This window comes from Pseudoxanthomonas sp. CF385 (assembly GCF_900104255.1).
Taxonomy (GTDB): Bacteria; Pseudomonadota; Gammaproteobacteria; order Xanthomonadales; family Xanthomonadaceae; genus Pseudoxanthomonas_A.
In genome coordinates, this window is the sequence record NZ_FNKZ01000002.1 from 962,801 (window position 1) to 987,682 (window position 24,882).

Genomic DNA, 24,882 nt, shown 5'->3' on the forward strand with positions numbered 1-24,882 from the left:
GGCCGGGGTACACTTTTGAATGTACTCCGACCCCCTTTTTTACATAAATGTAGATGGGAAAGCGTCCAACAAGCCACCCTGCACGCTAGCTCCTCTTCAAATCTAGCCGCTTAATAAGCTCAAGAATTAGGTCCTGAGCATTCAGAACACCGAGTTCACCCTGAGGACCCGCACTCATTGAGAAGATTCTTTGAGTCATCTCTGCTTTGAGTTTGTGCTGCATTTCGTCAGGCAAACTAGCAATGTAGGCCGGAAGAGCCTTCAGGCTTAGCGAGGTCTGAAGATACAGTTGCTGCTGCAGTCTATGCCGCGACGACTCGCGCGCCAGATAGCCCGCCGGCACAGACAGGAAAAGCGCCATCGCGATCCTTGAGAGCGCCAGCTTCCAATCAAATGAACCAAAGGCGCTTTCATAGAAAGTGTAAGAGACAAGCGCCACCGTTAGCGCCATGCAGAACACGGAGGAATACCGGAGCCAATCGGCATTGCGCTTCTCTACTGCCGCGTTCTTATCGAAGTCCCCTGCAAGTGTTCTTCCAGATACATGCCCCAGAATTTTATCTATCTGATCCTTCTTCTGATCTATATCTAGTTGCGCGGCCGCATACGCTTCACTAGTTGAGCGAATGGCTTCATCAACGCGAATACGGAGACCATCAGTAGCAGCCTCCAAGTCGCGATGAGAAGACGCTATTGCATCCATTCGGCGCGCAATACTTTCCAGATCTTCCCTGTGCTCAGCAGTCGCGGACGAAGGAGGTCTTTGCATAGCAACGGGCCTACCCACATCCCTGGGCGGCGTTAGCGCCTGATAAAACGCCTCGTCGCTATCTATTCTTTGAAGATACTCTTGCGCACTGTTTTTCAGTCTTGAAACAAGCTCGCGCAGCTCATCTTCGATGGCAACTCCCGCCAGAACATGAGCAACGTAGTGGGCGGAATTTGCCAAATTCTTAGTCGAAGCGAGCGCATTCTCACTCGGCCCACTATCGATACTTCTCGAGAAGTAATCCTCCGCCGAGTCAAGGTTCTTGAAAGCCTCAACGATGTTTGAAGGCATGGGCCGATCCTGCAATGCACGCCTCAGGGCATGAACTTGCGCAACTAATGCCCGGCCAAACTCGCTTAGTAAAGATTGCTGACGGTCCATGTCAAAAGCCCCGAAATCAGCTCACCCGCACTTGCTGTAACCACAGTTCAAACACGTCGCGCACCCGTCCATGATGACGAGGGCCTTGGTGCTGCACTTGTGGCAGAGCGTCGCAGAGGGCGGGAAGCTGGCGCCATCGCCGGTCACGGCGATGTCTTCCGAAGAACCGGGCGTGGCGGCAGAAGCGCCCTCATCCGCCCTTCGGGCAGCTTCTCCCGCCGGGGCAGGAGAAGGGACAACGCTTACGTCAGAGTTTTTTTTTGCGCGGTCTTCGTACTGCTTGCGCTTCTCGGCCAGGATGGCGCGCTGGTGCGCGCTCATTTCCGGGTCGTGGATCAGGCCGATGGACTTCATGTGCTCTTCCACAATGGCGCCCAACTCCGCGACCAGCGACGGCATGTACACGCCACCGGCCTTGAAGTAACCGCCGCGCGGATCGAACACGGCCTTCATCTCGTCCACCAGGAACGTCACGTCGCCGCCCTTGCGGAACACCGCCGACATGATGCGCGTCAGCGCGACGATCCACTGGAAGTGCTCCATGGACTTGCTGTTGACGAAGATCTCGAACGGACGGCGCAGCTCGTGCTCCGTGCCGGCGTTCAACACGATGTCGTTGATGGTCACGTACATGGCGTGCTCCACCAGGGGCGACTTGATCTTGTAGGTGCTGCCGATCAGGACTTCCGGGCGCTCGATGCGCTCGTGCATCTGGATGATGTTGTCCTGCGGGGTTTCCTTTTCCACCGTCTCGCGCGGCACCGACGCCGTCGGAATCAGCGCCGCGGCTTCGCGCGCCTTGTCTTCCGGGGTGAGCACGCTGTAGCCCTTGATTTTGGTGTCGATCTTGACGGCCATGACGGTGGAATCCTGTTCTTGTCTTGTAGGTGTTGGCGATGACGGGCGGGGCGATGGCCTTCCGGGCCGGCTCCCGCCCCAACCCTCCCCCGGAACCGGGGGAGGTGGGGTGAAGCATCAGGTCTTACTTACGGGCTGCTTTTTTCGCAGCTTTCTTCGGGGCCTTGCGGACGGCCTTCTTAGCCGCCTTCTTCGGGGCGGCTTTCGTCGCCGCCTTCTTTGCGGGCGCCTTGCGGGCGACCTTCTTCACTGCTTTCTTGGCGGCCTTCTTGGCCGGCGCCTTCTTGGCGGCGGCTTTCCTGGCGACCTTCTTCACGGCCTTCTTGGCGGTGGCCTTCTTCGCCGCTGTCTTCTTGGTGGCCTTCTTGGCTGCCTTCTTCGTCGACTTCTTGGCGGCCTTCTTCGCGGTCTTCTTGCCGGTCGCCTTCTTCGCCAGGCTGGAGGCCTCGGCCTTCGCGCTGGCGCTGGCGGCGGCCAGCTTCTTCTTCGCCTTGGCGACGGTCTTCTTGACCGCCTTGGCCGCCTTGTCGGTGCGCTTGGCCACGGCCTTGCGCGCGGTCTTGGCGGCCTTGCGGGCCTTCGCCACGGTATCGCTGGCGGTGGCCGCGACGGCCTCGCCGATTTCCACTGCCTTGTCTTTCACGCTTTCGGCCGCGCCGGAAAGCGTCGCCGTGACACCATTGCCGTTGCTCATGTTGCCCTCCTGTGGGCGAGGTTTGTAACGCAGCCGATGCTATACCCGATAACGCGGCGTGGAGCGGTGAAGCGGATGAATCGTTGGTTCAACTTCTAGCGTTCCCCTCCTCCCCGCGAGCGGGGAGAAGGTGGCCGGAGGCCGGATGAGGGGCCGCTTTTCGCTGAGAGCAAAGGCAACTCGCTGCGCTCGCTCCCCCTCACCTGCCCTTCGGGCATCCTCTCCCCGCAGGCGGGGAGAGGGGTAACGCCACTCCTGTTTCTTCTCCTTCTCCCCGCAGGCGGGGAGAGGGGTAACGCCATTCCTGTTTCTTCTCCTTCTCCCCGCGGGCGGGGAGAAGGTGGCCGGAGGCCGGATGAGGGGCCGCTTTTCGCTGGGAGCAAAGGCAACTCGCTGCGCTCGCTCCCCCTCACCTGCCCTTCGGGCATCCTCTCCCCGCAGGCGGGGAGAGGGGTAACGCCACTCCTGTTTCTTCTCCTTCTCCCCGCGGGCGGGGAGAGGGGTAACGCCGGGCAGTTCCTCAGAACTTGCCGTAATAGCCTTCCTTCAACGCATCGAACAGGTTGGCGGCGGTGTGCATCTCGCCGTCGTACTCGATCTGCTCGTTGCCCTTCACCTCGATGACGCTGCCGTCTTCCAGCTCGAAGCGGTAGGTGGTGTTCTCCAGGTCGGCTTCCTTCACCAGCACGCCCTGGAAGGCGGCCGGGTTGAAGCGGAACGTGGTGCAGCCCTTCAGGCCCTGCTGGTGGGCGTAGCGGTAGATGTCCTTGAACTGCTCGTACGGGTAGTCCGTGGGCACGTTGGCGGTTTTGGAGATGGAGCTGTCCACCCAGCGCTGCGCGGCGGCCTGCACGTCCACGTGCTCCTTCGGGCTGATGTCGTCGGCGGCGATGAAGTACTCCGGCAGCTTGGCCTCCGGGTCGTCCGAGAACGGCATGGCCTGGTTGTTGACCAGCTCGCGGTAGGCCAGCAGCTCGTAGGAGTAGACGTCCACCTTCTCCTTGGTCTTCTTGCCCTCGCGGATCACGTTGCGGCTGTAGTGGTGCGCGAACGAGGGCTCGATGCCGTTGGAGGCGTTGTTGGCCAGCGACAGGCTGATGGTGCCGGTGGGCGCGATGGAGCTGTGGTGGGTGAAGCGGCTGCCGACTTCCGCCAGCTCGTCCACCAGGTCCGGGGCCACTTCGGCCACGCGCTGCATGTAGCGGCTGTACTTGGCGTGCAGCACCTTGCCGGGGATCTCCTGGCCGGCCTTCCAGCCGTCCTTCGCCATTTCCGGGCGCTGGCGCAGCATGGCGGCGGTGACGGTGAACAGCTCGTCCATGATCGGGGCGGCGCCCTTTTCCTTCGCCAGGGCCAGGCCCATTTCCCAGCCGGCCACGGCCATCTCGCGGGCGATCGCTTCGGTGAACTCGCAGGAGGCCGGGCTGCCGTACTTGTGCTTGAGCATGGTCAGGGTGCTGCCCAGGCCCAGGAAGCCCATGCCGTGGCGGCGCTTGCGCAGGATCTCGGCGCGCTGCTGTTCCAGCGGCAGGCCGTTCACTTCGACCACGTTGTCGAGCATGCGGGTGAACACGCGCACGACTTCCTTGTATTCCTCCCAGTCGAACCGCGCCTGGTCGGTGAAGGGGTCGCGGACGAAGGTGGTCAGGTTGACCGAGCCCAGCAGGCAGGCGCCATAGGGCGGCAGCGGCTGCTCGCCGCACGGGTTGGTGGCGCGGATGGTCTCGCACCACCAGTTGTTGTTCATCTCGTTGACGCGGTCGATCAGGATGAAACCCGGCTCGGCGTAGTCGTACGTCGAGACCATGATCATGTCCCACAGGTGGCGGGCGCGGATGTGGCCGTAGATCTTGCAGGCCACCAGGCCGTCGTCGCGGACGATGTAGTTCTTGTGGGTGGGCCACTCGCGCCAGACGACCTGGGCGGCGTCCTCGACGTCGATGTCGCCCTTCTCCTTGATGTTCACCGGGAACACCAGCGGCCAGTCGGCGTCGGTGTCCACGGCTTCCATGAAGCCGTCGGTGATCAGCAGCGACAGGTTGAACTGGCGCAGGCGGCCGTCTTCGCGCTTGGCGCGGATGAAGTCCTTCACGTCCGGGTGCGAGATCTCGAACGTGCCCATCTGCGCGCCGCGGCGGCCACCGGCGCTGGAGACGGTGAAGCACATCTTGTCGTAGATATCCATGAAGGACATCGGGCCGGAGGTGTACGCACCGGCGCCGGCGACGAAGGCGCCGCGCGGACGCAGGGTGCTGAATTCATAGCCGATGCCGCAGCCGGCCTTCAGGGTCAGGCCCGCTTCGTGGACCTTCTCCAGGATGCCGTCCATCGAGTCCTCGATGGTGCCGGACACGGTGCAGTTGATCGTGCTGGTGGCCGGCTTGTGCTGCTGGGCGCCGGCGTTGGAGGTGATGCGGCCGGCCGGGATGGCGCCGCGGCGCAGCGCCCACACGAAACGCTCGTACCAGTAGGCGCGCTTCTCGGGGGTGCCTTCGGCGTCGGCCAGGGCGCGGGCCACGCGCTGGTAGGTGCCGTCGATGTCGGCGTCCAGGGCTTCGCCCTGCTTGGTCTTCAGCCGGTACTTCTTGTCCCAGATGTCCTGGGACGCCGGTTGCATGGGAATCAGGGTGGGCTGTTCCGTCTTGACCGCCTCGAGGCGCACCGTACTCATGGTTGTGTTGTTCTCCTAAAAACGACTGGAACCCGTAATGGCTTTGGCGGGTGGGCGACTGGCCCACCCCGGTATCTCAACGCGGACCCGGACGACGGGGACGGCGGCGCGGGCAGCCGCTCAGGATGCGCCGCCCGGGTTGCCGGAATGTGGAAGTGGGCCGTGCCATCGACCATGAAATCGCCGTGTCGCCCACTGCTTCCCTCGCCCTCATGCGCCAATCCCCAAAGGCGCCCGAATTCCCAAGCAAAAAGCCCGAAAAACACCAGTGCTTGGGTCCGCTCCGTGCTGGACCGCAACATATTGTGTCCACACGAGGCATGCAAACTACGCCCGGGGGTGCCCCCTGTCAACCGGATTGACATGACATTCCGGTGACGCCGGGGCACCGTCCGTCATCACGCGCCGACACCCGCCGGACGGCCACCGCGGCTGAACTTCATTGCCGGTTTAGGGGTCTCTCAGCAGACTCATTCAGGTTCGCGGGGGCCACCGGCCGCCCGCTCCCTCCGACGCAACGAGCTGCCGACCCCATGAAGAAAGCGCTGCGCCCGTTCCCCACCCTGATCGCCCTGTCCGCCGCCGCCGCGTTCGGCGGGTTCGCCGCCACCGGGCTCAATGAAGTCCTGCAGCAGCCTGCCCAGGCCGCCCCCAGCGCCGCCGCCGCGGTGCCGGCCGCCGCGGCCCTGCCCACCGCCGTCGACGGCCAGGTCCTGCCCTCGCTGGCGCCGATGCTCAAGCGGGTCACCCCGGCGGTGGTCAGCGTGTACAGCCGGCAGACCGTGCGCGTGGCCAGCCCGCTGGGACCGTTCGGCGACGACCCGGTGTTCCGCCGGATCTTCGGTATCCCGGACATGCCGCGCGAGCGCGTCGAGCGCGCGCTGGGCTCGGGCGTGATCGTCGATGCCGCGCGCGGTTACGTGCTGACCAACCACCACGTGGTGGAGAACGCCGACGGCGTCTCGGTCACCCTCAGCGACGGCCGCCAGGTGGAAGCCGAGTTCATCGGTTCGGACCCGGACACCGACATCGCCCTGATCCGCATCCCCACCCCGGGCCTGACCGCGGTGCCGATGGCCAACAGCGACCAGCTGCAGGTGGGCGACTTCGTGGTGGCGATGGGCAACCCCTACGGCCTGGGGCAGACGGTCACTTCGGGCATCGTCTCAGCGGTGGGCCGCAGCGGCATCCCGGTGGCCGGCTACCAGAACTTCATCCAGACCGATGCCTCGATCAACCCGGGCAACTCGGGCGGCGCGCTGGTCGACCTGCAGGGCCGGCTGGTCGGCATCAACACCGCCAGCTTCAATCCGCGCGGCAGCATGGCCGGCAACATCGGCCTGGGCTTCGCGATCCCGATCAACATGGCGCGCGGGATCATGGACCAGCTGATCGCCAACGGCGGCGTGGTCCGGCGCGGCACCTTCGGCGTGGAAGCGCAGGACGTGGACGAGCGCAGCGCGCGCGGGCTGGGCCTGGACGCGCCGCGCGGCGCGCTGGTGACGCGCGTGTACCCGGGCTCGGCCGCCGCCACCGCGGGCCTGCAGCCCGGCGACGTGGTCACCGCCGCCAACGGCCAGCGCATCGACAACCGCGCGGCCCTGCACAACTTCGAAGGCCTGCAGCCGGTCGGCACGCGCGTGGCGCTGGATGTGCGCCGCGACGGCAAGCCGGTGCAGCTCAACATCGCGCTGAAGGAAGGCGCGCGCTCGGCCGAGGGCGCGACGGTGGACGCGCGCCTGACCGGCACGACGCTGAAGGAACTGGACGAATCGGCGCGCCAGGTGCTGCGCAGCCAGGGCGCCAACGGCGGCGTGCAGGTCAGCAACGTGGTGCGCGACAGCCGCGCGTGGAAGAGCGGCCTGCGCCCGGGCGACATCATCGTGGCCGGCAGCAACGGCGAGTTCGGCGACCTGGCCGGCTTCCGTGCGACCTTCGAGCGCAAACCCGAGCAGCTGGTGCTGCAGATCCTGCGCGGGCGCGGCACCGGCCGCGTGCTGATGCAGTGAACCGCGCGCGGTGGACGGGATAACAGCCCGTTCACCGCCGTGCATTAGAGTGGGTCCATCCCCCGCCTGCAGGAGCCGAAGATGACGATGCCTACGAATACCGATGCGCTGAAGTCCAACCTGGGCGAAGCCGGTTCCCACCTCGCCTCGGCCGCCGCGGCCGCGGGTGAAGCGATCAAGGGCGCCGCCAGCGCCGCTGGCGACGAACTGCGCCTGGGCAAGGCCCACGTGAAGTCCGAACTGGCCGACAGCGCACTGTCCGGCATCGCCGCGGCCGAAGCCGGTGGCGGCGCCGCGCGCGAACAGGTGGACGCGCTGATGGACAAGGGCCGCGACCTGATCGACAGCGCGGCGGACCTGATCCGCGAACGCCCGCTGGCCTCGTTCGGCGTCGCTTTCGCCGCCGGCTGGATCATCGCCAAGCTGGCACGCAGCGGCGGCGACAAGTAAGCCTGCCGCGTGTCCGACGCGCCCCGCGACACCGACGCTCCCGCACCGCCCGACCTCGCCGACACCCTGAAGGTCGTCGGCGCGGCGGGCCGTGCTGCGTACGGGTCGGCGAAGGACACCGGCCGCGCGTTGCGTGGGTTGGTCTCGGCCGACTTCGCCCTGGCGCGCAGCGCCTTCGGCCGCGCACTGGCGTGGGCCGGCGTGGCGATCGTGTTCGGCGCGTCGGCCTGGCTGCTGGTGACCGGCGCGCTGATCGCGCTGATGCAGCGCTTCGGGTTCTCGTGGCTGCAGTCGCTGTCGCTGGCCGCCTTCATCAGCCTGGCCGTCACCGGGTTCGCGGTGTGGAAGGTCGGGCGCTACTTCGACTACACCGGCATGCATGCCACCCGCCGCCAGCTGTCGAAGCTGGGGCTGTTCGACGAGGACGAACCTCTCGACGATCCGCCCGCCGCCGGCACCGCGCACGACCCGCGCGCGTCCGACCACGGAGGCGCGTGATGCGCTTTGAAAAGCTCCTCCAGCACGTCCAGCGCGCGGAGCAGCGGGTGGAATTGCGCGCGCTGCACACCGAGACGCAGTGGACCACGTTGAAGCAGGCGTGGCGCGCAGGCTGGACGCCGGGGCGCATCGTGATCGCCGGCATCGTCAGCGGCTTCCTGGTCGGCCGCGCCGAACCCTTGCGCGCGCTGACCGGCGCGCGCTGGATGCAGATGTTCAGCGCGGTCTCCAGCCTGCTTGCCACCGCGCAGGCCGCCGCCGCCGCCGAGCAGGCCGAACAGGCGGCCGACACCGCGCAGGACGTGCAGGACCAGGCCGAGGGGATGGTCGACGGCGCGACGGACGAAGAACCACGGGTCGACCAGGCCTTCGAGGAGGACGACATCGTCGTCACCGCCCCCCGCCCGGCCGAAGCCGCCACCGAGCTGTCCGAGCGCTGACAGCAACCCCACCGTGCGGGAGCGACGTAAGTCGCGAGCTCTTTCCCTCCACCCCGCCGCGCCCCGGCTTGCGCGCGGATGAACGTGCCGCCGTTGCGACCCTCGGTACCCGTCGCGGCTCACGTCGCTCCCACAGGATTGCCCCCACAATCGCGCATTCCTTGAGGCGGCCTCCTGTCCATGAGTACACCTGCGCCACCCGTCGTAGCTCCCGCCCCGCCGCCGCCGACGCGCCCGCGCGCGTCCGTGCCGCTGCTGGTCCTGGCCACGCTGGCCGTGGGCTACACGCTGTGGGCCGCGCAGGAGGTGCTGCTGCCGGTGCTGCTGGCGATGTTCTTCGCCCTGGTCGGCAACCCCATCATCCGCCTGCTGCGGCGGATGTACGTGCCGCGCTTCGTCGGTGCGCTGCTGGTGTTGCTGGGCGGCATGACGGTGGCCGGCTTGCTCGCCCACAAGATGTTGCCGTCGGCGATGGACTGGGCGCAGCAGGCCCCGCGCGAGATGCGCCAGCTGGCGCCCAAGCTGCGCGAGCTGACCAAGCCGGTGCAGGACGCCAACAAGGCCGCCGAGAGCTTCGCCCGCGCCGCCGCCGGCACCCAGACCGGCAGGCAGCCGCAGATCGTGCAGGCCGCGCCGGACGACCCCTACCGCAAGCTGCTGGCCACGCCGCGCGTGCTGGCGTCGCTGCTGGCGGTGGTGCTGCTGACGTTCTTCTTCATGGTCTACGGCGAAAACCTGCAGCGCAACGCGATCGCGTTGCTGCCGGGACGGCAGCAGAAGAAATTCACCGTGGACATCCTGCACTCCATCGAACGCGAGGTGTCGCGCTACGTGCTGACGATCAGCGTGATCAACACGGTGGTGGGTTTCGTGTTCGCCGGCGTGCTGTACCTGCTGGGCCTGCCGCTGGCCGAGGCGCTGCTGTGGGGCACGATGGCGGCGCTGCTGAACTTCGCGCCGTACGTGGGTCCGCTGATCGGGATCGTGGCGATGCTGCTGGTGGGCTTCATCAGTTTCGAGGAGCCGTTCCAGTCGATGCTGCCGGCGGTCGCGTACCTGGTGCTGCACACGATCGAGGGTCAGATCGTCACGCCGATCATCCTGGGCAAGCGGATGGCGCTGTCGCCGTTGGTGTTGATCCTGGCGCTGATGTTGTTCGGGTGGTTGTGGGGGATCATCGGGCTGTTGTTGGCGGTGCCACTGCTGGTATGCGTGAAGCTGGTGCTGGCGCGGGTGGAAGGGATGGAGGGGTGGGCGCGGTTGTTGGAGTGATCTCTTTGCTTCATCGAGCCTGCGGCGCCGGGTTTGCGTCTATCCAGCATGGTGCCGCTCGCCGCGGGGGCCCTGCTTTTCTTTGCTTGTGCAAAGAAAAGTAGGCAAAAGAAACATCCCCCGGCGGTCCGCCCGCCGCTGCGCGGCGGGTGCGCAGTCCCGGTAGGAATTTTCGGACGGGGCATCCTGCCCCCGGCCGAAAACGGCGCACGTCCTGTGCGCCGCCCCTGCGGGGTTTTACCCCCCGGGGCTGCCGGACCTCAGGGGCCCCAAGAGCCGTGCCTGAAAGATCGAGGCGCGCCTTTGCTGTTGATGTTGTTTTCGGGCCCCCATGAGGCACGGCGAGTGGGCCGGGTAAAACCCGAAGGGCGCCGCCCCGGATGGGCGGCGTTTTCGTATGGCACATGGATGTGCCTTACGAAAATTCCCGGACCGCTCGCGAACCCGGAGCGAAGCGCAGGGCGTGCCGCCTGGGGTGTGTTTCTTTGCTTCTTTCTTTGCACAAGCAAAGAAAGAAGGCCCCCGCGGCGAGCGGCACCATGCCAAAACCACCGCGATGCCTCAGCAAACCCATGAACCCGATGCGCTCATCACCGGATGTGCGTATCGCGCTCACGCCGCCCCGCGCACCCCTGCCCCGCCCAGTGAAGGCGCCCCCGGCACCGCGTGTAAAATCGCCCCGATGAGCTTTCCCGTCCGCGCCATCACCCTCGACCTCGACGACACCCTGTGGCCGTTCGCCCCCATCGGCGCCCGGATCGAACGCGTGCTCGACGACTGGCTGCGCGAACACAGCCCCGCCACCGCCGAACGGTTCCCCGTCGAACGCATGCGCGCCGTCCGCGAAGCCGTGTTCGCCGCCCATCCCCAGCACAAGCACGACCTCAGCCTGCTGCGCCGGATGACCCTCGAACACGCCCTGCGCGAGAGCGGCGCCGACATGGCCCTGCTGGAACCCGCGTACGAGACCTTCTACGCCGCCCGCAACCAGGTGGAGTACTACCCCGACGCCCTGCCCGCGCTGGAGCGCATCGCCGCCCGCCTGCCGGTGGCCGCGGTGACCAACGGCAACGCCGACCTGCAGCGGATCGGGTTGGGCCATCTGTTCGCCTACCAGATCCACTCGCGCGAACACGGCGCCGCCAAGCCCGACGCCAGCATCTTCCATGCCGCCTGCCAGCTGTTGGACGTGCCGCCGGCCGAGGTCCTGCATGTGGGCGACCACATCGAGATGGACGTGCTCGGCGCCGCGCGTGCCGGGCTGCGCAGCTGCTGGATCAACCGGCCGGAAGACCACGACGGCCAGCCGCAGGCCTGGACCGACGACACCCTGCGCCCGGATCTGGAATTCCCCACCCTCACCGCACTGGCCGACTGGCTGGACGCGCATCCTTCTTTCGCCACGGAACACGCTGCCGCATGAGCGCTGCCCTCGCCTACATCGACGCCTCCACCACCGCCCGCGCGCTCCACGTGCTGCACCGCACGCAGCTGGCCGACTGGCGCGCCACGCAGTCGCCCGCGGTGAACGCGTGGATCGACGCGCAGGGGTTCGCCGCAGGCGCGGGTTCGCTGCTGCTGCTGCCGGGCGAGGACGGCCTCGCCGGCGCCGTCATCGGCATCGGCGATGCGCTGGACCCGTATGCGTATGCGCATGCGCCGTTCGGGCTGCCGGCCGGCGACTGGCAGCTCGTCACGGACCTGGCGGACGAGGCGCGCATCGCGCTGCAGCTCGGCTGGGGCCTGGGCAGCTACAGGTTCGACCGCTACAAGCAGCCCTCCCGCAAGCCGGCGCGCCTGGTGCTGCCGCAGGCCGACGCCGAGGCGCTCGACCTGCTGGCCGCCAGCCTGCAGGTGCGCGACCTGGTCAACACGCCCACCGAACACATGGGTCCGGACGACCTGGAAGCCGCGGTGCGCGCGCTCGCCGCCACGCACGGTGCGGAGGTGGACGTGATCGCCGGCGACGCGCTGCTCGCGCAGAACTTCCCCGCCATCCACGCGGTGGGCCGCGCCTCGCACCGTGCGCCGCGCCTGATCGCGCTGCGCTGGGGCGACGCCTCGGCACCGCACGTGGCGCTGGTCGGCAAGGGCGTGTGCTTCGACACCGGCGGCCTGGACATCAAGCCGGCCGACGGCATGCGCAACATGAAGAAGGACATGGGCGGCGCCGCGCACGCGATCGCGCTCGCCCGCCTGGTGATGGCGCGCCAGCTGCCGGTGCGCCTGACCCTGCTGGTGCCGGCGGTGGAGAACAGCATCGGCCCGAACGCGTTCCGCCCCGGCGACGTGATCGCCACCCGCAAGGGCGTCAGCGTCGAGATCGACAACACCGATGCCGAAGGCCGCGTGATCCTCTGCGATGCGCTGACCTATGCGGGCGAGCAATCGCCGGAACTGCTGCTGGACTTCGCCACGCTGACCGGCGCCGCGCGCATCGCGCTGGGCCCGGACCTGCCGGCGCTGTTCGCCAACAACGACCGCGTGGCCCACGACTGGATCGCCGCCGGCGAACGCATGCGCGACCCGGTGTGGCGCATGCCGCTGTGGCGCCCCTACCTGCGCTACCTGACCAGCGGCATCGCCGACCTGGCCAATGCCGGCTCGCGCATGGCCGGTGCGGTCACCGCCGCGCTGTACCTGGAGCGTTTCGTGCCGGACGGCCTGCCCTGGGCGCACCTGGACGTCTATGCGTGGAACGACAGCGACCGCGCCGGCCGTCCTGCCGGTGGCGAGGCGCTCGCGCTGCGCAGCGCCTACGCGATGCTGAAGGCGCGCTACGGCGCCACGGCCTGAACCACGGCGACGTCGGTCGCCGCGACCTCCACCCGATTGCGGCCGGCGTGCTTGGCGCGATAGAGCGCCACGTCAGCCTGCCGCAGCAGCGTTTCGCCCAGCCCGCCATGCTGCGGGAACATCGCGACGCCGATCGACACGGTCACGTGCGGCAGCTCCTGGCCCAGGTGCATCACCCGCATGCCTTCCACGCCGGCGCGGATCGCTTCGGCGCGCGCCTGCACGGTGATCGCGTCGGCTTCCGGCAGGATCAGGGTGAATTCCTCGCCGCCGTAGCGGCAGGCGATGTCCTCGTCGCGCGACAGCGCCTGCAACAGGCGGCCGAACTCCGCCAGCAGCGCATCGCCGCCGGCGTGGCCGTGCACGTCGTTGAAACGCTTGAAGTGGTCCAGGTCCAGCATCATCAGGCCCAGCGGCTGGTGCCGGCGCTCGCAGCGCGCCAGTTCGCGCGCCAGCGACTCTTCCAGGTAACGCCGGTTGAACAGGCCGGTCAGCGGCTCGCGGATCGACTGCACGCGCAGGCGCGACTGCAGCTCCAGACTGGAGAGCGCCATCGACAGCTGTTCGGCGGCGGTCTTCACCAGGTCCATGCGGCCCAGGAACGCGTCGTCGTGGCTGGACAGGTACAGCAGGCCCAGCTGGCTGCCCTGCGCGATCAGCGGCACGCAGACATAGGTGGGCGTCGCATCGAGCGACGGGGTGGTCGCGTGCGCGCACGGCAGCAGCTCGTGGTGGGCGCGATGCACGTGCGGCTGGCCGCGGCGCAGCGCCCAGCAGTCCTGCAGCGGGAACATCGCCGGGCCGCTGAGCGCGTGTTCGCCCCAGTGCGCCACTTCTTCGGCGTAGTCCTGCGAGGCGCGCACGCGGTACAGCGTGCCGCCGGCATCCGGCAGCAGGCGCGAGAAGTACTGCGTGGCCAGGCCGACGGCCTCTTCCACGCTGACGCAGCTCTGCAGCATGCCGCCGTAGCGGCTCAGTTCGTTGAGGTCGGCGCCCTGCCGCTCCAGCGCGTCGATGTTGTCGAGCAGTTGCGCACGCGCCTCGTCGCCCGCGTCCTCGGCACGCGCTCGCCGGCGGATCTCGCCGACCAGCAGGGTGTAGACCACGCCGATGATCGCCAGGCCGAGCGGGATGCCGAGCAGGGCCAGCGCGCGCAGCAGGGTCGCGCTGTTGCGGCTGGAATCCGCGCGCTGCACCAGCAGCTGCCGTTCGTTGGCGACCAGTTGGCGCGCCTGCGCGCGCAACGCGCCGGAGGTGCGCCGCACTTCCTGGCCGATCGAGCGCTGCGCCGACGGCAGCCCGCCGGTGGCGTAGTTGCCCAGCGTGGCGTCCATCTGCCCGAGCCGACGCTCGATCTCGAGCTTCCACGCCAGCACGAGGCGGGCCTGCCCGGGGTTGTCGCGGACCAGATGCTGCAACTGCGCGAGCATCTCGGGCAGCTCGCCGCGGCTGCGCCGGTAGTCGGCCAAGTAATCGACGTCGGCGGTGAGCAGATACCCGCGCTGGGCGGATTCGCCGTCGCGCAGATGGGCCTCGATGGCGCCGATCAGCGCGATCACTTCGTTGGTGTGCGAGACCCGATTGGCGTCGCCGATGAAGCGCTGCGCGCCCAGCACCACGCCCACGCCGATGACCACGAAGATCGCGGCGGCGACGAGCAGGCCGATACGGTTGGCGTGGGGGCGGCGCAGGGGCATGCCGGTCCGGAGCGCGGGGGTCAGCGGGAGCCTAGGGGCCCGTGTCCATCAGGACAACCCGGCGCACACCGGAACTGCCAACCACGGCACATCTTCGCCGCGCTACAGCCAGCCGCGCTGGCGCGCGAGGCGATAGGCCTCGATGCGGTTGGCCACGCCGAGCTTGCCGATGGCTTCGGACAGGTAGTTGCGCACGGTGCCCTGCGAGAGGTTCAGCTGCTTGGCGATGTCGCCGGCGGACTGCCCTTCGCCGGCCAGCCGCAGCACCTGGCGTTCGCGGTCGTTGAGCGGATCGGCGTCGGACCATGCTTCCACCGCGAGCTGCGGATCGATCGCGCGGCCGCCGCGGTGCACCTTGCGCAACGCTTCGGCGAGGTCTTCGGCCGGTGCGTCCTTCAGCAGGTAGCCGGACACGCCGGCCTCGAGCGCGCGGCGCAGGAAGCCGCTGCGCGCGAACGTGGTGACGATGACCACCTTGCACGCCAGTTCATGCCGCTGGATGCGCTGCGCGAGTTCCAGGCCGGTCAGGCCGGGCATTTCGATGTCGGTCACCAGCAGATCGGGCGTGAGCCGCTGCAGTTCGCGCCACGCGGTCTCGCCATCGGCCGCGCTGCCGACGACGTCGATGTCGCTCTCCATGCCCAGCAGCGCGGTCAGCGCGCCACGCACCATGGCCTGGTCTTCGGCAAGCAGCACGCGGATCATCTGGACGTCGTGGTGGAAGGGTTGAACGTCACGCTACCAAATCGTGCAGCGTCTTGGGAGCCATCGCTGCCGCCACCCTGCGACGGGGCGGGATTGCGATGTGGGCGCGACGTGAGTCGCGATCGCATGACGTCCGCGCCCGGGCACTTCGCCGAGTGTCGATGCACCTGACCCATTCCGTGTGTTGCCATCGCGACTTACGTCGCTCCCACACCCGTTTCCGCGCTGGTTGCCTGCGGCTCGAGAGATCCCGCATCCCCCGACGGCAGCGGCAGGACGATCTCCACGCAGGTGCCCTGCCGCAGCGTGGAATCCACGCGCAGGCGGCCGCCGCGCGACTCGACGCGCTCGCGCATGCCGCTGAGGCCGTTGCCGGGCACCGCGGCGCTGCCGACGCCGTTGTCGCGGATGCGCAGGGTGACGTGCTCGGGCGTGGACGCCAGCACCACCTCGGCGAGGCTGGCGCGCGCATGCCGCTGGATGTTGGTCACCGCCTCGCGCAGACTCAGCGCGAGCACCGTCTCCAGATCGGCCGGCAGCGCCACTTCCTGCGCTTCGTACCGCAGGGTGACACCGTCCGACTCCAGCAGCAGGCGCGCGGAGGCGAGTTCGGCCGCCAGCCCCGCTGCGCGGATGCCCGTCACCGCACGGCGCACCTGGGCCAGCGCGTCGCGGGCGACGCGGCTGACTTCGGTGATCTCGTTGCGGGCGGCCTGGGGATCGCGATCGATCAGGCGCCCGGCCAGGTCGGACTTCAATGCGACCAGCGACAGCGTGTGGCCGAGCAGGTCGTGCAGGTCGCGGCCGATGCGCTCGCGTTCGGCGAGCGCGGCCAAGCGGCGGACTTCCTCGTGCGAAAGTTTGAGTTCGGCGCGCTTGCGCACCGTTTCGGACTGGAAGTAGTTGCCGGTGAACACCGCCACCGACACGATCGCCGTCACCACCGGCACGAACACCGGGAAGCCCAGCCAGGCCGCCATCCCGCAGTAGGCGATGATCAGCACGGCGAAGACTTCCAGCCGGATCCACATCGACCCCGGCAGCAGTGCCACGAAGGCCGCGGCGTAGATGACGTAGGTGTTGGAGAACGCGTTGAACGGCATCAGCCCGTAGCCGAGTGCGGCGATGCCCAGCGCGCACAGCACGCGCGTCAGTGCGCTGCCGCGGTAGGCCAGGAAGTACATCGGCAGGAACACCGCGATCGATGCCAGCGTCGGCCACAGGTACCAGCGCACGCCTTCGCCCCAGTCGGCATTGGACGGCACCAGCACCGGCACGAACAGGAACACCAGGTAGCCCAGCAGGAAGATGGGCATCCAGCCGAGGCCGAGCGCTTCGGGCACCAGGCGGTCGCGCAGGCGCGTCAGCGAGGCGAGCAGGGACGAGGACGGATGCTTCATGGACGACTCCTTGCGCCGGCGTGCCGGCTCACTGCACCAGCCGGCGGCGGGCCAGCACGAAGAACAGCGCGGCGATGGCGGCCATCACGGCCACGTGCAGCCCCAGCGGACGCCCGGCCCCCACACCGACGGCCTGCTGCGCGACCTGGGCTAGATGATACGCCGGCCACATCGGCGCCAACGTCTGCAACAGCTGCGGCAGCATCGTCAGCGGCACCCACAGCCCGGACAGGAACGCCATCGGCAGGTAGACCAGGTTGATCAGGGCCGGCGCGCCGCGCCCGCTGACCAGCGTGCCCAGCCACAGGCCCAGCGCACTGAAGGGCAGCACGCCGACCAGGCACGTGGTCGCCCACGCGATCCACTGCGCGGCCGACAGCTGCACGTGGGCCACGCCCGCGGCGAGCATGGCCAACAGCGCCAGGATGATCGCGGCGAACAGCAGGGCCATCACCATCTTCGCGACCAGGTAGGCGCCCGGCGGCATCGGCTGCGCGCGCTTGAGCGTCAGCAGCCCCTGCTCGCGGTCCATCGCCACGGTCACGCCGAAGCCGAACAGCGACACGCCGATCACGCCGAACACGCCGTAGCCGGCCAGCATGTACTGCGCGGCCATCGGTCCGCCCTTGCCGCCGAGCAGCACGCCGAACAGCAGGTAGAACACCGGCGGGAACAGCAGGCACGGCAGCGAGAACGACGGCGTGCGCAGCAGGCGGAGGAATTCGTAGCGCGCTTCCAGCAGGTAGGCGCGCGTGGAGGAGAACGGCAGCGGGGCAAGGGCGTCCATCAGGCGGCTTCCTTCTGCAGGTCGGGGGTGGCGGTGTCGCGGGTCAGGGCGAGGAAGGCCTCGGCCAGGCCGGCGCGCTGCACTTCGAGTTCGCCGAGCGCGGGGTCTTCGGCCAGCAGGCGGCGGACCACCGGCTCGGCGATGTCGGCGACGATCTCCAACCGGTCGCCGTCGTGCTGCGCGCGCTGCACACCCGGCCAGCCCTGCACCAGCGCCGCCGGCAGCGAGGTGCTGCAGCGGATCCGGCGCTGGGCCACGTGCGCGCGCACCTGCGCCACCGTGCCTTCGGCGACCACGCGGCCGTGGTTGACCACCACGACGCGGTCGGCGAGCGCTTCGGCTTCTTCCAGGTAGTGCGTGGTCAGCAGCACCGCGCAGCCTTGCGCGCTCAGTTCGCGGATCGCCTTCCACAATGTCTGCCGGGCGTCGATGTCGAGGCCCGTCGTCGGTTCGTCGAGGAACAGCAGTTCGGGCCGGCCGCAGACCGCCAGTGCGAACTGCACGCGCCGCTGCTGCCCGCCGGACAGCTGGCCGTAGCGACGGTCCATCAGGCCATCCAGCCCGGCCAGCGCCACGCAATCGGCGATGCTGCGCGGACGCGGGTAGTAGCTGCGCGTCAGGTCGATCAGCTCGCGTACCTTCAAGGTGTCCGGCACGGCCGCGGTCTGCAGCATCACGCCGACGCAACGGCGCGCGGCCAGGTCCTGCGGCGGCAGGTCGAACAGCGCCGCCTCGCCCGCATGCGGACGCTGCAGGCCCAGCAGCAGGCTGATCGCCGTGCTTTTGCCGGCGCCATTGGGGCCCAGCAGGGCCAGCACCTGGCCGGCCGGCAGCGCCAGGTCCAGGCCATCGAGCGCCAGCGTGCGGCCGTACTGGTGGCGCACGCCACGCAGCCGGGCAAGCGCAGGGGAAGGAAGGGTCGCCATGTCCATGCCGGGGGCCTCGTCGGAAGATGGACACAGCGTGCCCGGCCCGCCCGCGTGTGATCAGTGGCGCTCCTCAGGCGAATCAGGTGACAGTTGTCACTGGGCTGCGCCACGGCCCACGCCCATGATGCGCACCGTCCCGGTCCGGCCGTTCCGCGGCAGACCGGTTCCCGCATGAAGTGACTTCCGGCAACTAGGCTTCCGTTACCCTAGCTGGTCACACTTTCCCGCATTCACCGTCTGGATACGCATGAATACGTCTGCCGACCTGCTGAAGGAACTCCGCATCGACCGCAAGGCGCCGCCGCCGGCCCCCTCGCGGCGCGGCCTATGGATTGCGCTGGCGGTGGTGGCCGTCCTGGCGGTGCTGGCCGCCGTGGGCTGGTTCGTGTTCGGCCGCGAGAAGCCGGTCGAGGTCGAAACGGCTTCCACCGTCGCCCTGGGCGGCGGCGGCGGTTCGACCTCGGTGCTGGATGCCTCCGGCTATGTGGTCGCGCGGCGCATGGCCACCGTGTCGGCCAAGGTCACCGGCAAGGTGCAGGAAGTGCTGATCGAGGAAGGCATGCGGGTCGAGGCCGGCCAGGTGCTGGCACGGCTCGAGCCGATCGACGCCGACGCGGATCGTGCACTGGCGCAGAGCCAGCTGCAGGCCGCGCGCAGCCAGAGCGCCGGCGTGCAGGCGCAACTGGTCGAAGCCGAGGCGAATGCGCGGCGCCTGTCCGCCCTGGTGGCGCAGCAGTTGGTGTCCAAGGCGCAGTACGACCAGGCCGTCGCCCAGCGCGACCTGCTGCGCGCGCAGCTGACGACCGCGCAGCGCAATGCCACCTCCGCGTCCGACCGCCTGCGCATCGCCGACATCGGCGTCGACAACACCGTCGTGCGCGCGCCGTTCGCCGGCGTCGTGATCGCCAAGGCCGCGCAGCCCGGCGAAATCGTGTCGCCGCTGTCGGCCGGCGGCGGCTTCACCCGCACCGGCATCGGCACCATCGTCGACATGGATTCGCTCGAGGTCGAAGTCGATGTCGGCGAGGCCTACATCGGCCGGGTCAAGGCCCAGATGCCGGTCGAGGCCACGCTCAATTCGTATCCGGACTGGAAGATCCCCGCCGAGGTCATCGCCATCATCCCCACCGCCGACCGCGGCAAGGCCACCGTCAAGGTGCGCGTCGCGTTGAAGCAGAAGGATCCGCGCATCGTCCCGGACATGGGTGTCACCGTCAGCTTCCTCGAGAAGGCCGCCGAAGGCAGCGCCGAACAGCCGCGCGGCGTACGCGTGCCGTCGACAGCGATCACCCAGCGCGACGGCGCCGACGCGGTCTTCGTGGTCGGTGCCGAGAACATCGTCGAGCTGCGCCAGGTCAAGCTGGGCGGCGTGCTCGGCGAGGACCGCGCCGTCGAGTCGGGCCTCGCCCCCGGCGAAACCGTGGTCATCGATCCGCCGGCCGAACTCGCCGACGGCAAGAAGGTCGCCGAAGCCCCGCAATGAGTCCGCGTGAGGATTCGCCGCTGGCGGCGAATCACCGTAACTGACGTTCCCTTCCCGACACATCCGTCTCCACTACCGACGAGGCACGCCATGGCAAACCTGGTATCGATCCGCAATCTGACCAAGACCTACCAGCGCGGCCCCGAAAAGGTCGAAGTGCTGCATGGCATCGACCTGGATATCGAGGAAGGCGACTTCGTCGCCCTGATGGGCCCCTCGGGCTCGGGCAAGACCACGCTGCTGAACCTGATCGGCGGCCTGGATTCGCCCACCACCGGCAGCATCGAAGTGGCCGGCCAGCGCATCGACCAGCTCAATGGCGGCCAGCTGTCGCACTGGCGCAGCCAGAACGTCGGCTACGTGTTCCAGTTCTACAACCTGATGCCGGCGCTGACCGCGCAGAAGAACGTCGAACTGCCGCTGCTGCTGACCAAGCTCGGGGGCGCGCAGCGCAAGCGCAACGCCGAAATCGCGCTGCAGCTGGTCGGCCTGGCCGACCGCACCTCGCACAAGCCGACCGAACTGTCGGGTGGCCAGCAGCAACGCGTGGCGATCGCCCGCGCCATCGTGTCCGATCCGACCCTGCTGATCTGCGACGAACCGACCGGCGACCTGGACCGCGCGTCCGCCGAGGCGATCCTCGGCCTGCTGCAGATGCTCAATCGCGAACACGGCAAGACCATCGTGATGGTGACCCACGATCCGAAGGCCGCCGAGTACGCCACCCACACCCTGCATCTGGACAAGGGCACCCTGGTCGAACAACCCGCGCACGCGGCCTGACCGAGGGAGGGCCTGCGATGAAATACTTCCATCTGATCTGGGCCGCGCTGTTCCGGCGCAAGACCCGCACCTTCCTGACGCTGGCGTCGATCCTGGCGGCGTTCCTGCTGTTCGGCCTGCTGGACGGCATCCGCACCTCGTTCGCCCAGCTGGGGCAGAACTCCAACGGCGCCCAGCGGCTGCAGACGGCCTCTCGCCTGTCGTTCATCGAGACGCTGCCGCTGTCGCTGGAGCCGCGGATCAAGCAGATCGACAACATCCAGGCGGTGACCTACGCCAACTGGTTCGGCGGTGCGTACCAGAATCCGCGCAACCAGCTCTTCACCTTCGCGGTGGCGCCCAATTACCTGGACCTGTATCCGGAGATCGAGGTCGCCGCGTCCGAACGCGAGGCCTGGGCGCGGACGCGCACCGGCGTGCTGGTCGGCGACGCGCTGATGAAGCGCTTCGGCTGGAAGGTCGGGCAGAAGATCCCGCTGCAGTCGACGATCTTCCCGAACAGCGACGGCACCCTGAACTGGTCGTTCGATATCGTCGGCACGCTGAAGGCCAAGGACCGGAAGAACGCCGGGTTCACCGAAGGCATGCTGCTGATGCACTACAAGTACTTCGAGGAATCCACGCCCTACGTCGACGGCGACGTGGGCTGGTACGTCAGCCGGGTATCGGACGTGCGGCGCAGCGACGCGGCCGCCAAGGCCATCGATGCGCTGTCGATGAATTCGCCGCACGAGACCAAGACGATGAGCGAGCAGGCCGCGATGGCCTCGCAGCTCAAGCAGATGGCCGACATCGGCCTGATCGTCGGCTCGATCATGGGCGCGGTGTTCTTCACCCTGCTGCTGCTGACCGGCAACACCATGGCCCAGGCGGTGCGCGAGCGGACCTCGGAGCTGGCGGTGCTGAAGACCATCGGCTTCACCAGCACGTCGGTGCTCGGCATGGTGCTGGCCGAATCCATCCTGCTGGTGCTGCTGGGCGGCGTGCTCGGCCTCGGTCTGGCGGCGGTGATCGGCCCGATCGTCAGCGCGGTCAGCGGCGGCGTCATCAGCCTGCCGCCGATCGGCCTGCAAAGCTGGATGCTGGGCCTGGGCCTGATGGTCGCCATCGGCCTGTTGGTGGGTGCGCTGCCCGCGCTGCGGGCGATGCGTCTGAACATCGTCGATGCACTGGCCGGCCGCTGAGGAGAGACCCATGAGCCTGTTGAAACCCCTGTTGCGCGGCGCACTGCTGTTCCTGGTGCTGGTGGTGTTCCTGGCCGCCTGGATCTTCCTGCCCTGGCCGTTCCTGCTCGGCATCGCCGTGCTGTTCGCCCTGTGGATGGCCTTCACCCGCGGCGGTCGCCAGGCCGCGTCGGTGACCCAGGTCGGCATCAGCACGCTGAGCCAACGCCTGGGTGCCTCGTCGGTCGTCATCGTCGGCATCGCCGGCGTGGTCGGCGTGCTGGTGGCGCTCTTCGCGATGGCCGAAGGCTATCGCCAGACCGTCAGCGCCGCGGGCAACGACGAGACCGCGATCGTGCTGCGCGGTGGTTCGGCCGCCGAGCTGATGTCGGTGCTGTCGCGCGACCAGATCAACGCGATCGAGCGCGCGCCGGAAATCGCCCGCGACAAGGACGGCCGTCCGCTGGCCTCGGCCGAACTGGTCGTCGCCGCCAACCTGCCGCGCAGCAACGGCAAGGACGACGGCAGCGTCACCCTGCGTGGCGTCGGCGACCGTGCATGGGCCGTGCGACCGAACCTGAAGGTGGTGCAAGGCCGCACGTTCGAGACCGGCCGCCGCGAACTGGTCGTCGGCAAGGGCGCGCAGAAGCAGTTCAAGGGCCTGGAAGTCGGCAAGCAGGTCCGGCTCGGCAACGAGAACTGGGCCGTGGTCGGCGTGTTCGCATCCGGCGACGGCATGGAATCGGAAATGTGGGCCGACGCCGAAGTGGTCTCGTCGACGTACCGCCGCGGCAGCAGCCGGGCATCGGTCTACGCGAAGCTGGCCAACGCCAAGGCCTTCAACGGCTTCAAGGCGACGCTGAAGGCCGATCCGCGCCTGCAGGTGGAGGCCGACACCACCCGCGGCTATTTCGGCAAGCAGTCCGAGCCGATCACCAAGGTGCTGCGCATCATCGGCATCATCGTCGGTTCGATCATGGCCATCGGCGCGATCTTCGGCGCACTGAACACGATGTTCGCGACGGTGGCGGCACGCGCCCGCGAGATTGCCACACTGCGTGCGATCGGTTTCCGCGGCATGCCCGTCGTGGTGGCGGTGATGCTGGAAACGATGCTGCTGGCCGCGTTGGGCGGTGCGCTGGGCGGCCTGCTGGCGTGGCTCGTGTTCAACGGCTACACCGCGTCCACGCTGGCGGGTGGCGTTGCGCAACTGAGCTTCGAGTTCAAGGTCACGCCCGCGCTGCTGTGGGAAGGCCTCAAGTGGGCGCTCGCCATCGGCTTCATCGGCGGCCTGTTCCCCGCGCTGCGCGCGTCCACGCTGCCGGTGACCGACGCGCTGCGCGCGGCCTGATCATCCGGAGGATCCGGGGCCCTCGCGGGCCCCGGTCGGGAACTCGGCATCCAGCCACCCGCGCGCCACCGCGGTGGCGATGTCCCCCTGCGTATCGATGTCGAACGCCAGTTCGGGGGCTTCGCAGGCGGCGACCACCGCGCCATCGGCATTGAGCAGGTCGCGCAGGCCGCGGTCGCCCTGCAGCGTGCCCGCACGACGCAGGACATGCGGCGACACCACCACGGGAATGCCGAGCCGTAGGTCGAGGCGCGTCGCCGCGCAACCGGATGCGCTTCCGCACGACGCATCCAGCAGCACGCGCAAGTGCGCTTCTTCGAGCGCGGGCTGGTCGCAGACGAGCAACAGCGTCGGACCGTCGTGCGCAGCCAGGGCCGCGGCCGCCACGCCCACGCTGCTGCCGAGCCCGCTCGCCCATGCCGCGTTGTCGTGGCATTCCACCGGCAGGTCGCGCACGGCTTCACGCAAGGCATCGGCGTGTGCGCCGACGATGACCAGGACACGCGCGGCGCCGGAAGCGAGCGCGAGGCGCGCGGCACGGTGCACCAGCGTCTCCCCGTCGCGCATCAGGAGTTGCTTCGGCCGGCCCAACCGCGTGCTGCCGCCCGCGGCCAGCACCACGGCGGCATGCGACGCCGTCACGCCGTCTCACCGTGGCGCCACGCCTGCAACTGGGCGACGATGCTCAGCGCGATCGCTTCGGCACCGTAGCCGCCCAGCTTCAGTCCCACCGGAGAACGCAGGCGAGGCAACAGCACGGCATGCGTGGACGTCGGCAGCACGCGCAGCAGGTCCTCGCGGCGACGCACCGGGCCCAACAGACCGATGAAGGGGATGGCGGTAGACGCCAACGCGTCCAGCGCCTCGCGATCGTGTTCGAAGTGGTGGTGCATGACGAGCGCGGCGTCGGGCGCGGTCTTCAGGTGGCGCAGCGCATCGGCCGGCGACTGCATCAGCCAGGCATCGGCGATGTCGGTTTCCGGAATCCAGCGCGCACGCCGCTCCACCACGGTGACGTGCCAGCCGAGCGCGCGCAGCCCCTGCACCAGCGTCGGCGTTTCCGGGCCCGCGCCGAAGATCGCCACGCGCGCCGGAGGCGGCACCTGCACCTCGCCCGCCAGCGCGACGGCGTCGCCTGTCGCCGACAGCGGGGTCATCGCCCAGCGCGGGCCCGTGTCGCCGACCCGCGCATGCACCCCGCCGGCGTCGGACACCGCCAGCGTCAGCGCGCCTCGCCCGTCCCACCAGGCGTGCACCACGTCCGCCCAGCCAGGCATGCGCGCCAGCGGCAGCAGCACGATCCGCAAGCGGCCGCGGCAACCGACCGCGGACCCGGCCAGCAGATCCTCATCGTCGCGGGTGTCGATCTCCATCGCGTCCAGCGCACCGGTGTCGGCGACCTGGCGCGCGCGGCGTGCGATCTCCGGCTCCAGGCAACCGCCACTGAGCCAGCCCACCTGCGCATCGCCGGGACCGAACAGCGCCATCGCGCCGGCCCGCACGTAGGTCGAACCTTCGGTCGCCACGACCACGGCCAACGCGCACCCTTCGCCGGCGGAGGCGGACGCGAGCAGTACGGAAGGGGACGCCGTCATGGCACCACGATGGCGCAACCCGCCCGGCGAAGGCAACGGCTCGCGCGCCGACCGGGGCATCGGGCAACGATGCCGGAGGATCATGCAAGCACCGGCCCGTGCTTTCACTGGCACCCCACGGGGCCGCGGAGTATCGTCGTCCGGTCCCACG

General features: G+C 68.6%; 22 protein-coding genes. 11 read left to right on the plus strand and 11 right to left on the minus strand.

Going from position 1 to position 24,882, the window contains the following annotated elements:
• Positions 1-85 precede the first annotated feature (85 nt).
• The 4 genes from BLT45_RS18190 to BLT45_RS14875 form a co-directional block, all read right to left on the minus strand.
• A complete protein-coding gene (locus tag BLT45_RS18190) occupies positions 86-1,060 on the minus strand; it encodes a hypothetical protein (protein ID WP_139188033.1) in 975 nt (324 codons plus the stop codon).
• A gap of 111 nt (positions 1,061-1,171) precedes the next feature.
• Positions 1,172-2,008 (minus strand): TSCPD domain-containing protein, encoded by an 837-nt coding sequence (locus tag BLT45_RS14865; protein ID WP_093301602.1) that lies wholly within the window; start codon positions 2,006-2,008, stop codon positions 1,172-1,174.
• Between the two features lie 124 nt (positions 2,009-2,132).
• Positions 2,133-2,702: a hypothetical protein gene (locus BLT45_RS14870; protein ID WP_093301605.1), complete on the minus strand. Its 570-nt coding sequence runs from the start codon at positions 2,700-2,702 to the stop codon at positions 2,133-2,135.
• Positions 2,703-3,222: 520 nt separating this feature from the next.
• The gene (locus tag BLT45_RS14875) at positions 3,223-5,373 is read right to left on the minus strand and encodes an adenosylcobalamin-dependent ribonucleoside-diphosphate reductase (protein ID WP_093301608.1); all 2,151 of its coding nucleotides are present in this window, start codon (positions 5,371-5,373) and stop codon (positions 3,223-3,225) included.
• A 545-nt stretch (positions 5,374-5,918) separates the two neighbouring features.
• Here BLT45_RS14875 and BLT45_RS14880 point away from each other — a divergent pair.
• The 7 genes from BLT45_RS14880 (at position 5,919) to BLT45_RS14910 (ending at position 12,838) form a co-directional block, all read left to right on the plus strand.
• Positions 5,919-7,382: a Do family serine endopeptidase gene (locus BLT45_RS14880; RefSeq protein WP_093302165.1), complete on the plus strand. Its 1,464-nt coding sequence runs from the start codon at positions 5,919-5,921 to the stop codon at positions 7,380-7,382.
• A gap of 87 nt (positions 7,383-7,469) precedes the next feature.
• Entirely contained in the window at positions 7,470-7,832 is a 363-nt protein-coding gene (locus BLT45_RS14885; RefSeq protein WP_093302170.1) for a hypothetical protein, read from the plus strand.
• A gap of 9 nt (positions 7,833-7,841) precedes the next feature.
• Complete coding sequence (locus tag BLT45_RS14890; RefSeq protein WP_093301611.1) at positions 7,842-8,330, plus strand: hypothetical protein; 489 nt, start codon at positions 7,842-7,844, stop codon at positions 8,328-8,330.
• Entirely contained in the window at positions 8,330-8,770 is a 441-nt protein-coding gene (locus tag BLT45_RS14895; protein ID WP_093301614.1) for a hypothetical protein, read from the plus strand. Before BLT45_RS14890 ends, BLT45_RS14895 begins: the two co-directional genes overlap by 1 nt.
• Before the next feature lie 180 nt (positions 8,771-8,950).
• Positions 8,951-10,042, plus strand: a complete 1,092-nt coding sequence (locus tag BLT45_RS14900; protein ID WP_093301617.1) for an AI-2E family transporter — start codon at positions 8,951-8,953, stop codon at positions 10,040-10,042.
• A 682-nt stretch (positions 10,043-10,724) separates the two neighbouring features.
• Positions 10,725-11,465: an HAD family hydrolase gene (locus BLT45_RS14905; protein ID WP_093301620.1), complete on the plus strand. Its 741-nt coding sequence runs from the start codon at positions 10,725-10,727 to the stop codon at positions 11,463-11,465.
• Positions 11,462-12,838: a leucyl aminopeptidase family protein gene (locus BLT45_RS14910; RefSeq protein ID WP_093301623.1), complete on the plus strand. Its 1,377-nt coding sequence runs from the start codon at positions 11,462-11,464 to the stop codon at positions 12,836-12,838. The genes BLT45_RS14905 and BLT45_RS14910 overlap by 4 nt, the downstream gene beginning before the upstream one ends.
• Here the strand turns inward: BLT45_RS14910 and BLT45_RS14915 are convergent.
• The 5 genes from BLT45_RS14915 to BLT45_RS14935 all read right to left on the minus strand — a co-directional run bounded on the left by BLT45_RS14915 (position 12,820) and on the right by BLT45_RS14935 (position 18,353).
• Positions 12,820-14,535, minus strand: a complete 1,716-nt coding sequence (locus tag BLT45_RS14915; RefSeq protein ID WP_093301625.1) for a sensor domain-containing diguanylate cyclase — start codon at positions 14,533-14,535, stop codon at positions 12,820-12,822. The two genes, BLT45_RS14910 and BLT45_RS14915, sit on opposite strands and share 19 nt — an antisense overlap.
• 102 nt (positions 14,536-14,637) lie before the next feature.
• The gene (locus tag BLT45_RS14920; protein ID WP_093301628.1) at positions 14,638-15,240 is read right to left on the minus strand and encodes a response regulator transcription factor; all 603 of its coding nucleotides are present in this window, start codon (positions 15,238-15,240) and stop codon (positions 14,638-14,640) included.
• Positions 15,241-15,437: 197 nt separating this feature from the next.
• A complete protein-coding gene (locus BLT45_RS14925) occupies positions 15,438-16,640 on the minus strand; it encodes a sensor histidine kinase (protein WP_093301630.1) in 1,203 nt (400 codons plus the stop codon).
• A gap of 28 nt (positions 16,641-16,668) precedes the next feature.
• Positions 16,669-17,427: an ABC transporter permease gene (locus tag BLT45_RS14930; RefSeq protein WP_093301633.1), complete on the minus strand. Its 759-nt coding sequence runs from the start codon at positions 17,425-17,427 to the stop codon at positions 16,669-16,671.
• Entirely contained in the window at positions 17,427-18,353 is a 927-nt protein-coding gene (locus BLT45_RS14935) for an ABC transporter ATP-binding protein (protein WP_093302174.1), read from the minus strand. Before BLT45_RS14935 ends, BLT45_RS14930 begins: the two co-directional genes overlap by 1 nt.
• Before the next feature lie 250 nt (positions 18,354-18,603).
• On the opposite strand from BLT45_RS14935, the gene BLT45_RS14940 reads away from it, so the two are divergent.
• The 4 genes from BLT45_RS14940 (at position 18,604) to BLT45_RS14955 (ending at position 23,136) form a co-directional block, all read left to right on the plus strand.
• Entirely contained in the window at positions 18,604-19,839 is a 1,236-nt protein-coding gene (locus BLT45_RS14940; RefSeq protein WP_093301636.1) for an efflux RND transporter periplasmic adaptor subunit, read from the plus strand.
• A gap of 90 nt (positions 19,840-19,929) precedes the next feature.
• Entirely contained in the window at positions 19,930-20,622 is a 693-nt protein-coding gene (locus tag BLT45_RS14945; protein WP_093301639.1) for an ABC transporter ATP-binding protein, read from the plus strand.
• A gap of 17 nt (positions 20,623-20,639) precedes the next feature.
• Positions 20,640-21,806 carry an ABC transporter permease gene (locus BLT45_RS14950; RefSeq protein WP_093301642.1) on the plus strand — a complete coding sequence of 389 codons (1,167 nt, stop codon included), beginning with the start codon at positions 20,640-20,642 and terminating at the stop codon, positions 21,804-21,806.
• 10 nt (positions 21,807-21,816) lie between these two features.
• The gene (locus BLT45_RS14955; RefSeq protein WP_093301645.1) at positions 21,817-23,136 is read left to right on the plus strand and encodes an ABC transporter permease; all 1,320 of its coding nucleotides are present in this window, start codon (positions 21,817-21,819) and stop codon (positions 23,134-23,136) included.
• On the opposite strand, the gene BLT45_RS14960 is transcribed toward BLT45_RS14955, so the two are convergent.
• Together BLT45_RS14960 and BLT45_RS14965 are read right to left on the minus strand one after the other, a co-directional pair.
• A complete protein-coding gene (locus tag BLT45_RS14960) occupies positions 23,137-23,778 on the minus strand; it encodes a nucleotidyltransferase family protein (protein WP_093301648.1) in 642 nt (213 codons plus the stop codon).
• On the minus strand, positions 23,775-24,731 hold the full coding sequence (locus BLT45_RS14965; RefSeq protein ID WP_093301651.1) for an XdhC family protein: 957 nt from the start codon (positions 24,729-24,731) through the stop codon (positions 23,775-23,777). Before BLT45_RS14965 ends, BLT45_RS14960 begins: the two co-directional genes overlap by 4 nt.
• Positions 24,732-24,882 lie beyond the last annotated feature (151 nt).